At 72.2% G+C, this 13265-nt stretch carries 9 protein-coding genes; 2 read left to right on the top strand and 7 right to left on the bottom strand.

Features of this window, described 5'->3' with window-relative positions:
- Positions 1-127 precede the first annotated feature (127 nt).
- A complete protein-coding gene (locus ABZ404_RS16410; protein ID WP_358833983.1) occupies positions 128-1141 on the bottom strand; it encodes a LacI family DNA-binding transcriptional regulator in 1014 nt (337 codons plus the stop codon).
- Positions 1142-1241: 100 nt separating this feature from the next.
- Positions 1242-5474, bottom strand: a complete 4233-nt coding sequence (locus ABZ404_RS16405) for a discoidin domain-containing protein (RefSeq protein ID WP_358833994.1) — start codon at positions 5472-5474, stop codon at positions 1242-1244.
- Between the two features lie 437 nt (positions 5475-5911).
- Between ABZ404_RS16405 and ABZ404_RS16400 the strand changes: the two genes are divergently transcribed.
- Together ABZ404_RS16400 and ABZ404_RS16395 are read left to right on the top strand one after the other, a co-directional pair.
- The gene (locus ABZ404_RS16400) at positions 5912-7672 is read left to right on the top strand and encodes a sensor histidine kinase (protein WP_358833984.1); all 1761 of its coding nucleotides are present in this window, start codon (positions 5912-5914) and stop codon (positions 7670-7672) included.
- The gene (locus tag ABZ404_RS16395) at positions 7669-8346 is read left to right on the top strand and encodes a response regulator (RefSeq protein ID WP_358833985.1); all 678 of its coding nucleotides are present in this window, start codon (positions 7669-7671) and stop codon (positions 8344-8346) included. Before ABZ404_RS16400 ends, ABZ404_RS16395 begins: the two co-directional genes overlap by 4 nt.
- 151 nt (positions 8347-8497) lie before the next feature.
- Here the strand turns inward: ABZ404_RS16395 and ABZ404_RS16390 are convergent, their stop codons facing one another.
- The 5 genes from ABZ404_RS16390 to ABZ404_RS16370 all read right to left on the bottom strand — a co-directional run bounded on the left by ABZ404_RS16390 (position 8498) and on the right by ABZ404_RS16370 (position 13090).
- Positions 8498-10096: a cation acetate symporter gene (locus tag ABZ404_RS16390; protein WP_358833986.1), complete on the bottom strand. Its 1599-nt coding sequence runs from the start codon at positions 10094-10096 to the stop codon at positions 8498-8500.
- A complete protein-coding gene (locus tag ABZ404_RS16385; RefSeq protein WP_358833987.1) occupies positions 10093-10569 on the bottom strand; it encodes a DUF485 domain-containing protein in 477 nt (158 codons plus the stop codon). The genes ABZ404_RS16390 and ABZ404_RS16385 overlap by 4 nt, the downstream gene beginning before the upstream one ends.
- Before the next feature lie 99 nt (positions 10570-10668).
- Positions 10669-11406, bottom strand: a complete 738-nt coding sequence (locus tag ABZ404_RS16380) for a response regulator transcription factor (RefSeq protein ID WP_358833988.1) — start codon at positions 11404-11406, stop codon at positions 10669-10671.
- Positions 11403-12578, bottom strand: coding sequence for a histidine kinase (locus ABZ404_RS16375; protein WP_358833989.1), 1176 nt, complete (start codon positions 12576-12578; stop codon positions 11403-11405). The genes ABZ404_RS16380 and ABZ404_RS16375 overlap by 4 nt, the downstream gene beginning before the upstream one ends.
- A complete protein-coding gene (locus ABZ404_RS16370) occupies positions 12575-13090 on the bottom strand; it encodes a DUF1453 domain-containing protein (RefSeq protein WP_358833990.1) in 516 nt (171 codons plus the stop codon). The genes ABZ404_RS16375 and ABZ404_RS16370 overlap by 4 nt, the downstream gene beginning before the upstream one ends.
- Positions 13091-13265: the final 175 nt, after the last annotated feature.

The raw sequence follows: 13265 nt of genomic DNA, 5'->3' as shown, positions 1-13265 counted from the left end.
CACCGACCCCCCATGGGCGCAATATCTCGCGCGAAATTTGCAAATGATTGACAGTCGTGCGACGGCGTTCCGCACACACGAACGCGCCGGGCGAAGTCGCCCGGCGCGTCGAGGAGTTGGGGGGAGGCTACGGCCTGCGCGGCACCTGCGCCGTGGAGCCCCGCACCACCAGCTCGGGCTCGAAGAGCAGCTCGCCCGGCGGCACCACACCGCCGCCGATCTGGGCGGACAGCAGCTCCACCGCGGCCCGCCCCATCGCCTCGATGGGCTGGCGCACGGTGGTCAGCGGCGGCTCGGTGCAGTTCATGAAGGCGGAGTCGTCGTACCCCACCACCGACACGTCACGCGGCACGTCCAGGCCCCGGCGGCGGGCCGCCCGGACGGCACCGAGGGCCAGCGGGTCGCTGGCGCAGACGATGCCGGTGACGCCCCGCTCCAGCAGGCGCGAGGCGGCGGCCTGGCCGCCCTCCAGGGAGAACATCGCCCGCTCCACGCACTCCTCGGGCAGCGCCTCACCCGCCGCCTCGGCCAGCGCGCGGGCGGCGTCGAGCTTGCGCCGGGACGGCACGTGGTCGGGCGGTCCGAGCACCAGGCCGATGCGCCGGTGGCCGAGCGAGACCAGATGGCGCCAGGCCTGCTCCACCGCCACGGCGTCGTCGCAGGCCACACAGGGGAAGTCGAGGTGCTCTATGGAGGCGTTGATCAGGACGACGGGCACCTTGCGGTCGGCGAGCTGCTGGTAGTGCCCGTGCGGGGCGTCCATCTGCGCGAAGAGGCCGCCCGCGAAGACCACACCGGAGACCTGCTGCTGGAGCAGCAGCTCCACGTAGTCGGCCTCGGAGACCCCGCCCTTGGTCTGGGTGCAGAGCACCGGGGTGAGCCCCTGCTGGGCGAGCGCGCCCCCGATAACCTCGGCGAACGCCGGGAAGATCGGGTTCTGGAGCTCCGGCAGGACCAGCCCGACGAGCCGGGCGCGCTCGCCGCGCAGCTGGGTGGGCCGCTCGTAGCCGAGGATGTCAAGGGCGGTGAGCACGGCCTGCCGGGTGGACTCGGAGACCCCCGGCTTGCCGTTGAGCACCCGGCTGACCGTGGCCTCGCTGACCCCGACCTTCTTGGCCACCTGAGCAAGTCGTCGCGTCATGCGCGCAAGACTAGCGCAAGCGGTGCAAGCCGCTTGCGTAGAGCGGGATGCCGCCCGGAGGAAGCTCAGGGCGGCATCCGACGGCGTGACCCGACCTCCCCTACGGATTGATGTTGATCTTGAAGGTGGACGTGGTGTTCCTGATGTCCTGCGCGTTGTCCGCGAACCTCAGCCCGTTGAACGTGACCTCGCCGACCGCCGGGCCCTGCCCCGCCTCCGGCATCTCGTTCGCCCACAGGCCGAACCCGGACTTGGCGTCGTAGACGTCACCGCTGCGGTGCGCCCCGGTGATGCCGATGTCGCTCAGGACGGTGTCCTTGATCGGGAACTGCGGCTGCCCTCCCACGTAATTGGTCTGGAACATCACCCCGCTGTACGTCGGCGAGACGATGTCGACATGGTTGATCCGGATCCCCTGGAACACCTTGGAGGCGGAGAAGAGCCAGATCGCGGGGAACGTCTGCGCTCCCCAGAAGTGGCCCCCGGCCCGCTCGATCGTGACGCCGTCGAAGGTCGTCGGCCCGGTCCCGAAGCCGTTCATCGGGTAGCCGAAGTCCAGCGAGCTGACGGTGATCCCGGCGTAGACCAGCGTGTCCGCGATCCGGATGTTGCGGAAGGTGTTGTCGTACCCGCCGTAGACGGCCACTCCCGCGGCCCGCCAGGTCAGCAGCGAGGTCAGGTTCTCGTAGACGTTGTTCTTCTCGTCCGCGCCGCCCGCGTCGATCGCCGAGAACAGCGCGAAGCTGTCGTCGCCGGTGGCCCGGGCCTCGTTGTTGACCACGTGGTTGTCCGTGGACCCGTTGGTCATGTTGACGCCGTCGGCGAAGGTGTCGCGGATCCGGGTGTTCCTGATGGTGATCCGATCGGTGTTGGCCCCCCAGTACAGGCACACCTGGTGCTCGGCCCAGACGTCGTCGATGCTCATGTCCGCGACGTTGGAGAAGTCGAAGACCTTCCCCGGCCCGTCGATGCGGGAGGTGTAGTTGCCGAAGTACGCGAAGCCGGTGAACACCGAGCCGTTGGCGGTGTTCTCGGCCCGGAAACCGATGTCGGTGTTCTCCTGCCCCGCCGGCGCGTGGAACCGGGTGAACCAGGGTCCGGCCCCGACCACCTTCACCGCCTTGCCGTACACCTGGAACTTGCTCGACGTCTGGTAGTCGCCGGGCGGCAGATAGACGCCGACCAGCTTGCCGGTGGTGTCCATCCGCACCTTGTCCAGCGCGTTCTGCACGTCCTGGTGTCCGAACCCGGCGGGCACGGTGTACGTCGCCGGGTCCGGGTCGGCGACCGGGGACGCCTGCTCCAGGCTGATGAAGTCGATCGCGTACGAGGAGGTGTTCGCGGCGTCCTTCTGCAACCGGATCGTCGCGCCCTTGGGCACGGTGTCGCCCAGCAGCACGTTCGCCTCGTCGTAGACGTGGCGGGGCGCGCCCGAGCCCGGGGAGTTGCCGGGCCCCGCCTCGGCGCCGTACAGCCAGGCGTACCTGGACGTCAGGTCGACGGCCTTGCGGAAGGTGCCGTTCACATAGACGTCCAGCGTGGAGTCGATGCCCCCGCCGCCCGGCGCGTCCGGGATCGAGAACCGGGTGACCAGGGTGTTGGTGGGTGCCCTGGTCGTGAACTCCACATAGCTGCCCGTGCTGTCGAGGGTGACGGCCCTGCGGCCGGAGGCCTCGCCCGCGAGGTCGCCGATGGTCCGGTTGGGCCCGACGACCCTGGCCCCGCCGCCCGTCACCCCGTCCTCCGCCTCGTACGTGTCGTACGGCATGTTGGCGCCACGTCCCACGAAGAGCGGGTGTGTGCTGGTGTTGTTGCCGCGCTTCACCGGTAGTTCGTTGCCGTCGTCCGCGATCACCACCTTCACCGTGTATCTGCCGTTGGCCGCCGTCCAGCCGCCGAGGTCCACCGCGGAGGAGCTCGCGCCCGCCGCGATCGTTCCGCTGTAGGCGCCGGTGAGGGTCTTCACCGGGGCGCCCGCCGCGTCCAGGACGGTGAGCGTCACGGCGTGGGAGCCGCCGGCGGACGCCACCGTGCCCTGGTTCTTCACGGTCACCGAGAAGGACACCGACTGGCCCGCCGAGGGGGCGCTCGGGGACCAGCCCACTCCGGAGGCGACCAGGTCGGAGGAGGCCACCGGTTTGATCACCAGGGGGGAACCGGTGATGCTGTTGTTGGAGTCGTTCTGCTCGATGACGCTGTTGTCCGGATCAACGGAGGCGCCCAGCGCATAAGTTCCCGCGTCGCGCGATCCGATGTTCGCCGTCACGGTCCGGGAGGCTCCGGCGGCCAGCGCGCCGGCGCTCGCGGTGCCCGCCGTGGCCCCGCCGAGCCGGAAGGCCACCGTGGTGGCGGCCGAGGCCGAGGTCCCCCGGTTGTGCACGGTCGCGGAGAGCGTGACGGCGTCCGACTCCACCGGAGTGACGGGTGCGGCGCTCAGGGCCGTGATCTCCAGATCCGGGTTGGGCGCGGGCACTCCGATGACCTGGAACTCCGCGACCTGCCCGGCCGTGGCACCCGAGTTGGCGGTGAACCTCAGCTGCACGTCCGCGACCCGCGCGGCGACCGGGATCGTCACCGTGTTCCCGCTGGACGGGCTGAAGGTGTAGTCCTTGGCGACGACCAGAGCGGTGTACCCGGTCGCGCTCTGCTCGCGGCCGAGGACCTGGATGTTCTGCGTCCGGGTGCCCCAGCTGCTGTCGGGGTTGAGCTTGAGCACCACCGAGCCGGTGTCGGCGTTGGCGCCGAGCTTCACGGTGAGCGTGTTCGGATAGCCGGCGGCGGCGCCCTCCCAGTACGTGGTCAGGCTGTTGTCATTGGCGTTCTCCGCGACGAAGCCCTGGATCACCGAGGAGGCCGTGATCGGCTTGCCCACCGCGAGGTTGGAGCCGTCGCCGCCGGAACTCCCGTTGCGGGTCACGGTGTTGCTGGCCCCGGACCGGTTCCCGGCCGCGTCCCTGGCCCGTACGTAGTACGAGACGGTCAGGCTCGCGGGCTGGGTGTCGGTGTAGGCGGTGACGTTCCCGGCCACGCTCGTGACCAGGGTCTGGTTGGCATAGACCTCATAGGCGGTGACGCCCACGTTGTCGGCCGAGGCCTGCCAGGTCAGGGCGATCCGGCCGCTCGACGGCTCGGTGAAGGCGAGGTCCGCGGGCGCGGTGGGTGCCTGGGTGTCGCCGGTGTCGGCCTTGCGCGTGACGGTGTTGCTGTCGGCGGACCGGTTCCCCGCCGCGTCCCTCGCGCGTACGTAGTACGCGACGGTCACGCCGGTGGGCTGGGTGTCGGTGTACGCGGTGGTGTTCCCGGCCACGCTGGTGCGCAGCTCCCCGTTGGCGTACACGTCGTATCCGCTCACGGCCCTGTCGTCGGTCGAGGCGTCCCAGGTGAGGCGGATCTGGCCGGTGGCGGGCTCGGTGTACGCGAGGTTCCGCGGGGCCGTGGGCGGCTCGGTGTCGCCGGTGGCGGGGCCGTAGACCTCCAGCTCCGAGAGCTGGCCGGCCGGCTGCCCGGTGTTGGCGCTCACCAGGACCCGTACGTACCGGGTGGTGACCGCGTCGAGGGCGAGGGTGGCGGACCGGCCGGTGGCCGCGCTGAACTCGTACCCCCGGAAGGCGGTCAGATCGGTGAAGTCGGTGCCGTTGGCCGAGCCCTGGATCTTCAGGGTCTGGGTACGGGCGCCCCAGCCGTCCGGCAGCCGCAGCACCACCCGGTCGATCCGGACGGAGGCGCCGAGGTCGGCCTGGATCCACTGGGGCAGCGCGCCGTTGGCGCTCTCCCAGTAAGTGGCCCGGTCACCGTCGCCTGCGTTGCCCGGCACATACGTCTGCGTGTGGCCGGAGGCGGTCAGCGTCCTGCCGAGGGCGAGGTTGCCGCTCGTGTCGCCCGCCGCGTGCACCTCCAGCTCGGCGAGCTGGGCCGCGGGCCAGCCGGTGTTCGCCCGGATGTCGATCCGGACGAACCGTGTGAGGGCTGCGGGGAAAGCTATCTTCACGGTGTTGCCCGACCCCGGGCCGAAGCTGTACGCGGCGGCGCCCACCAAGGTGGTGAAGCCGGTCCCGTCCGCGCTGCCCTGCACCGCGAGGGTCTGCTGCCGGGCCTCCCACCCGGCCGGGAGTCTGAGGACGACCTCGTCCACGCGCGCGGAGGCGCCGAGATCGGCCTGCACCCACTGCGGGAAGGCGCTGCCGGAGCTCTCCCAGTAGGTCGAGGCGTTGCCGTCGGTGATGGTGGCGGCGGTGTGGGGGGTGTTGGCGCTGGAGGCGGCGGCCGGCCTGCCCGCCGCCAGATCGGGACCGCCGGCCGCCGAGGCGGAGAGCGACGGCCAACCGACCATCATCAGACTGGTGGCGATCACGGCGGCGAAGAGCGCCCGTATCCGTGCCCGCCCTGTCCAGGGGTGGATTCTCATGAGTCCCCGATCCGTACGGGTAGGGTTCCGCACCGAATGTGCTGCACCGAAGTTTCTGCGGGATGAGAGAAGTCTTTTGCGTTGGGCGGTCAGAGAGTTGCAGAGATATGTCATGTCGTCCATGGCTCTCACCCCGTGAACCGGCCGCTCTCCGCGCCTCCTCCGCCGACCGGACGCTCGCTTTCGCGCGCATCAGCGGCGGGTCCTGCGGATTTCCAGAGCGGCTGCCGGATGGCCGCAAGTTCACCGCAAACCATGCAAGCCATTTACGTAGCCGTGTGGCGGAACGACGACCGTCACCCGCCGCTGCCCACAGACCGAACAGATTTCGGAATGCGCCGATCCGCCGTCTACCGTGCATAGGCATGAGTGCCGTCCCCAGCACGCCCCCACCCGGACGGCGGCGGTTCGGCCGGCCCCGGCGCGTCTTCTCCCAGGTGCTGCTGATGCAGCTGGCCATCGCCGCCGGTGTCACCGTGCTCGCGACCGGCCTGTTCCTCGCCCCGCTCAGCCACCAGCTCGACGACCAGGCGATGCGCCGGGCGCTGGCCATCGCCCAGTCCACGGCCGCGCAGCCGCGGCTCGCCGCCGACCTCGTCGCGTCCGGGCCCGCCACCGACGGCCCCGTGCAGCGCGAGGCCGAACGGATCCGCCGGGCCACCGGCGCCGAGTACGTGGTGGTCATGGACCGGCGCGGGGTGCGCTGGTCGCACCCGGACGGCCGTCAGCTCGGCAGAGTCGTCTCCACCGACCCCAGCGACGCGCTGGCGGGCGAGGACGTGATGGAGATCGACAGCGGCACGCTGGGCCGCTCCGCGCGCGGCAAGGTGCCGCTGCGGGACGCCGGCGGGGCCATCGTCGGGGCGGTGTCGGTCGGGATCGAGTACGACAGCGTGCGCGCCCGGCTCCTCGCCGCCATCCCCGGGCTGCTCGCCTACGCGGGCGGTGCCCTCGCGGCCGGTGCGCTCGCCGCCTACCTGATCTCCCGCCGGATCCAGAAGCAGACCCGTGACCTGGCCTTCTCGGATATCTCGGCGTTGCTGGCGGAGCGCGAGGCGATGCTGCACTCGATCCGCGAAGGTGTGGTGGCACTCGACCGCGGCGGCCGCGTCCGGCTGCTCAACGACGAGGCCCAGCGGCTGCTCGGCGTCGGCCCCGAGGCCGCCGGGCGCCCGCTGGACGAGGTGCTGGGCGCCGGGCGGACGACCGATGTCCTCACCGGGCGCGTCCGGGGCACCGACCTGCTGACCGTACGCGGCCACCGCGTCCTGGTCGCCAACCGGATGCCGACCGACGACGGCGGGGCCGTCGCCACCCTCCGCGACCGCACCGAGCTGGAACGCCTGGGGCGCGAGCTGGACTCCACCCACGGTCTCATCGACGCGCTGCGCGCCCAGGACCACGAGCACGCCAACCGGCTGCACACCCTGCTCGGTCTGCTGGAGCTGGAGATGCACCAGGAGGCGGTCGAGTACGTCACGGAGGTCGTCGGGGTGCACCGGACCACGGCCGAGCAGGTCACCGAGAAGGTCCACGACCCGCTGCTGGCGGCGATGCTGGTCGGCAAGGCCACCGTGGCGGCCGAGCGCGCGGTCGCCCTGCGCATCACTGCGGACACCCTGCTCCCGGACCGGCTGGTCGACCCGCGCGGCCTCGTCACCGTCGTCGGGAACCTCGTGGACAACGCCCTGGACGCGGCCGTCGGCACCGCGGACGCCTCGGTCGGCGTGACCCTGCGCGCCGAGGGACGTACCGCCGTGCTGCGGGTCGTCGACAGCGGCCCCGGCGTCCCCGAAGGCCACCGCGAACTGATCTTCACCGAGGGCTGGTCCACCAAGGAGCTGCCGGCCCACGGCAAGCGGGGCCTGGGGCTCGCCCTGGTCCGCCGGTTCGCCGAGCGGCAGGGCGGCCACGCGCGCGTGGCGACGGCGCCGGGCGGCGGGGCGGAGTTCACCGTCGTCCTGCCGGAGGCGCTGAGCGAGGCCCTGGGTGAGGCGGCGGGTGAGTCGGTGAGCGAGGCGGTGGGGGGCGTCGTGGTGGACGATCCCGTACGGGGTCATGCCCCGGACAGGACCGCACCGGCCGACGGTCCGCACGGGACCTTCCCGCATCAGGAGGCGCGATGATCGACGTTCTCGTCGTGGACGACGACCGGCGGGTCGCCGACATCAATGCCGCGTACACCACGAAAGTTCCCGGTTTCCGGGTGGTGGGGACGGCGCATTCGGCCGCGGAGGCGCTCGCGCTCATCGCCGAGCGCCCGGTCGATCTGGTCCTGCTGGACCACTACCTGCCGGACGAGAACGGTCTCGCCGTCGTACGCGAGCTGCGCCGCCTCGGCCTGCACACCGACGTGATCATGGTGACGGCCGCCCGTGACGTGGCCACGGTCCAGGCCGCGATGCGCCAGGGCGCACTCCAGTACCTCGTCAAACCGTTCACCTTCGCGGGACTGCGCACCAAACTGGAGGCGTACGCCGCGCTGCGCCGCACCCTGGACGACGGTGGCGAGGCCGAACAGGCCCAGGTGGACCGGATCTTCGGCGCCCTCTCGGTCCCCGCCGAGCCCGACCTGCCCAAGGGGCACTCCCCCACCACCGCCGAACTGCTGCGCCAGGTGCTGCTGGCGGCCGAGGGCCCGCTCTCGGCGCAGGAGATCGCCGAGCGGACGGGGGTGAGCCGGCAGACCGCCCAGCGCTATCTCAAGCTCCTGGAGCGGACCGGCCGCGTGCGGCTCGGTCTGCGTTACGGCGAGACCGGCCGCCCCGAGCACCGCTACACGTGGGCGACCGGCCGCTGACCCGCGTGGCCCGTGCCCTTCGCCGCCCGGCTCACGGTCATGGTCGTACCGGTACGCCCGCGCGACGCGCCCCGGCGGGCCCGGCCGGGCACCTGAGCACCGGAGGAGCGGTCCTGCCCCTGACCACGGGCGGATCGATCCTGCCCGGCCGCTACACCGCGCCCGCCCCCGTGAGCGACCGCACCTCCGTCTCGGCGTGGCGCGCCGCGTCCGGCGGTTCGGCCGAGGTGACCGTGCCCATCCAGCCGGCGAGGAAGCCCAGGGGGATGGAGACCAGGCCCGGGTTCTCCAGCGGGAAGAACTGGAAGTCCACCCCGGGGAACAGCGCGTTCGGGCCGCCCGACACGACCGGCGAGAGCACCACCAGGACCAGCGCCGGGATCAGCCCTCCGTAGACCGACCAGACGGCGCCCCGGGTGGTGAAGTTCCGCCAGAACAGCGAGTAGAGCAGCACGGGCAGATTGGCCGAGGCGGCGACCGCGAAGGCCAGCCCGACCAGGAACGCCACGTTCAGGTCGCGGGCGAGCAGCCCCAGACCGATGGCGACCGCCCCGATCCCGGCTGCGGCGATCCGGGCCACCGTCACCTCGCTGTGCTGCCTGGCGTGGCGCCGCCGCAGCGAGGCGTACAGGTCGTGGGCGACGGAGGCGGAGGAGGCGAGCGTGATCCCGGCGACGACGGCCAGGATGGTGGCGAAGGCGACCGCGGCCACGACCGCGAAGAGAACCGTTCCGCCTGTGGAGCCCGCTCCGCCGCCCAGATTGAGCGCCAGCAGCGGTACGGCCGTGTTCCCGGCGGCGTTCGCGGACTTGACCTCGGCGGAGCCGACCACGGCGGCCGCGCCGAAGCCCAGCACGATGGTCATCAGATAGAAGCCGCCGATGAGGCCGATCGCCCAGACGACCGAGCGGCGCGCGGCCCGCGCGGTCGGCACGGTGTAGAAGCGGGAGAGGATGTGCGGCAGCCCCGCCGTACCGAGCACCAGGGCCAGGCCCAGGCTGATGAAGTCGAGCCGCGCGGTCCAGCCGCCGCCGTATCGCAGCCCGGGGGCGAGGAACTCCCTGCCGTGCCCGCTCCGCTCGGCCGCCGTGGTCAGCAGCAGGTTGATGTTCCCGTGGAAGCGCATCAGCACCAGGACCGTGAGCGTGACCGCGCCCGCCATCAGCAGGACGGCCTTCACGATCTGGATCCAGGTGGTCGCCCGCATCCCGCCGAGCGATACGTAGATCACCATCAGCGCGCCCACGCCGATGACGGTCCACGCGCGGGCCGCGCCGCTGGAGCCGCCGAGCAGCAGCGCCACCAGGCTGCCCGCGCCGACCATCTGCGCCACCAGATAGAGAACGGACACGGTGACCGAGGACGTTCCCGCCGCGATCCGGACCTGGCGCTCGCTCATCCGGGCGGCGATCACATCGGCGAGGGTGAACCGCCCGCAGTTGCGCACCAGCTCCGCCACCAGCAGCAGCACCACCAGCCAGGCCACCAGGAAGCCGACGGAGTAGAGCATCCCGTCGTACCCGAAGAGCGCGATCAGCCCCGAGATACCCAGGAAGGACGCGGCCGACATGTAGTCGCCCGCGATGGCGAAACCGTTCTCCATGGGGGAGAAGAGCCGTCCGCCCGCGTAGAACTCCTCCGCCGAGCCGTGCCGGTCGCGGCTCACCCAGGTGGTGATCGCCAGCGTGGCCGCCACGAACGCGCTGAACAGCAGCAGCGCCAGCGCCTGATGATCCCTGCCGACGCTCACCTGGCCATCCCCCGTGTCATCTCCTGGGTGTCCCAGCGCAGTTCGAGCGCGGCCCGGTCCCGGCGCAGCCGTGCGTGCCGCGCGTACGCCCAGGTCAGCAGGAAGGTGGAGAGGAACTGGCCGAGCCCCGCGACCATGGCGACGTTGACCGCGCCCGCGACCTGACGAGCCATCAGGCCGGGTGCTGTGGTCGCGGCGACGACGTACGCGACGTACCAGGCGAGGAACGCCAGCGCGGCCGGGACCACGAACCGGCGGTAGCGGGCGCGCACCTCCTGGAAGGCGGCGCTGCGCTGCACCTCCAGATAGATGTCCGCCGCGCTGTGCCCGGGCGCCGCCTCGGCCGCCCGCTGCCGCGGCGGGGCGAACGCGGGCACCGTGCCGTCCAGTTCGCCCCAGCCGGAGGCGAGCGCGTCGTACCAGGGGTCGTCGATCCGTGCCGCCGCCGGGTCGTGCCGTTCCCGTTTCTCCACCGAACAACACTCCTTAGTCCACGGCCTTGTTCGGCCGCGTGCCCAAGGATGGGCAGGAGGGGACGCCCCCGCACTCTTCAACGCCCCCTCTTCACCCCATTAGGTGATGGCCGGACCCGGTGGGCGCGTGAGGCCGTGCTGATAGGCATACCGCACGGCCTGGGCCCGGTCCCTGGCTCCCGTCTTGGCGAAGATGTTGTTGATGTGCGTCTTCACCGTCGCCGTGGAGATGTGCAGCGCGCCGGAGATCTCGGGGTTGGACAGGCCCTCCGCGACGAGGCCGAGCACCTCCCCCTCACGGCCGGTGAGCCCGTCGGGCAGCACCGCCGGACCGGCCGCCGGCACCGGCGCCGTCACCCGTTCGAGCAACCGTCGCTGCACCGAGGGCGCCAGGCCCGCCTGTCCGGCCAGTACGTCCTGTATCGCCCTGACGATCTCGTCGCCGCCCGCGTCCTTGGTGAGGTACCCGCGCGCCCCGGCCCGCAGCGCCGGGAAGAGCGAGTCGTCGTCGGCGTACGTCGTCAGGATCACCACCTGGGTGCCCGGATACTCGGCGCGGATACGGCGGGTGGCCTCCGCCCCGTCGCAGCGCGGCATCCGCAGATCCATCAGGACGACGTCCGGCGCCACTTCGGCGACCAGCGCGACCGCCTCGTCGCCGTCCCTGGCCGCTCCCACGACCTCGACCCCGGGCAGCAGCCCGAGGAGCATCACGATCCCCTCGCGCACCACCGCCTGGTCGTCCGCCACCACCACACGGATCGCACGTCCCCCGGCTTTCGCACCGTCCCCGGCTCCCGCGCCTCCTGCCGTCACACCGCCCCCTTCACCGGTCATGCCGGCACCCGCAGCCGCACCACGAAGCCCTCCTCCTCCGGTCCCGCCTCCAGAGTCCCGCCGAGCAGTTCGGCGCGCTCCCTCATCCCCAGCAGACCGTATCCGGAACCGCTCGGTCCCCAATCATCGGCGACGTCGCCACCCCCCGAATCCCTTACCTCCAGGGCCACTTCGTCCGGCAGATACTCCAGCCGGACGGCGACGGCCGCGCCCGGTGCGTGCTTGCGTACGTTCGTCAGGGCCTCCTGTGCCACGCGCCGCACCGCCTGTGACGCCTCCGCCGTCAACGGCCGCCGCTCCCCCGCCACTTCGACCCCCGCCGGGCCGCCGGGTCCACCGCCTTCGACGAGCGTGCGCAGGAAGTCCTCGACCGGCGTGATCTCCCCGCGCAGCGCGGAGAGCGCCTGCCGGGTCTCGGCCAGCCCCTCCCGGGCCATCGACCGGGCCGCGACCACCCGCTCCAGGATCCGGTCCCGGAAGTCCCCCACGGGCTCGCGCTCGATCATCAGCCGGGCCGCCTCCAGATGCACCAGCTGCGCGGAGAGGCTGTGCGCCAGCACGTCATGGATCTCGCGGGCGATCCTGGCCCGCTCGGCGAGCGCGGCCGACTCGGCCTCGGCGGCCCGGGCGGCCCGCTCCTGGGCAAGCAAGCGCTGGGCGCTGCCCCGCGCCTCCGCGTCCAGCCGCAGCACATACCCGGCGAGGCCCAGACCCGCCGTGGTGAGAGCGGTGGTCGGCCAGTCGTCGGTGTTCACCGCGGCATACGCCCCGAGGGCCACCAGGGTGGCGGGGACGGCGGCGCCCAGCGGGAGCCGCTCCAGGGCGGAGACCGCGCAGCCGCACCACGCGATGGTCGCGAAGACGCGCCAGTCGGTCTGCTGCGCGCCCAGGGCCGTCGCCATCAGGAGCGCGAGCAGCCCCAGCGAGGGCCACAGCCGGTGGGCCAGGGTCTGCTGCCAGAACGCCCGGGCCAGCACGACCATCACCGCCACCATGGCGATGCCCACGGCCCAGGACCAGTTCCGCGGGCCCTTCTCGCTGATCGCGGTCCAGAGCATCCCGCCGAGCAGCAGCCCGCGCACGCTCCACATGATGGCGATCCGTGCGCGGCTGAGCCCCTCACGGGAGAGCGCCTCCCGCGACGGCCAGGTCAACCAGACGTCGGCGGTCACACGCGGTCCTTCCACAGGGGCCGGACCCGGCTGTCGGCAGCGACACCGTACGACGCGGGCAGGGAGCGGGCGCGCCAGGCGAGGATGCCGTCGCGGACCAGGAGCGAGGCGGCCAGGCCCAGCAGCAGGGCGCCCGTGCCCATCCGTATCCCGGCGAGGGCGCCAATGCCGGTGAGCCCGAGCCGGACGGCGATGCCCAGGCCCCAGACGGCTGCCGTCGCCCGGGTGCCCCTGGTCCACACCGAGCCGTCCGGCTCGGACCACAGCCTGCCGGTCCAGCCCCAGGCCGCGCCCATGAGGAGCCCGGTCGCGATCTCGGTGCCCAGCAGCACGACCGAGGCCAGGTGGTGGTCCGGGTCGACCAGGCCCTTCTCCCGTATCCCCAGGTAGACCAGGACCGCCGGCACGACCCACCAGCGCCTGGCGTCGGCCAGCGGCTGGGGCCGCACCTGGCGCGAGACGATCAGCGCGACGACGGCCACCGCCACGAGCACGTTCACGAACGAGGACATCTGGGCCTCCGAACCTCGACGGCGGGATTTCCTTCTGCCCTCGACGTTACGGAAACGGCCTGGTCGGACACATCGGGTCAGGGGTGGATCGTGGGTGGATCCCTCGGCTCCACCCTCGGGTGGAGACACCACCCGGACGGCCCACCGCGACGGGGTCCACGGCGATGGCCGGGCC

Origin of the sequence: Streptomyces sp. NPDC005878 (assembly GCF_040629815.1) — a bacterium.
Lineage (GTDB): Bacteria > Actinomycetota > Actinomycetes > Streptomycetales > Streptomycetaceae > Streptomyces.
The sequence above is the reverse complement of the archived record's forward strand: the minus strand, read 5'-3'. Positions and strand labels throughout refer to the sequence as shown.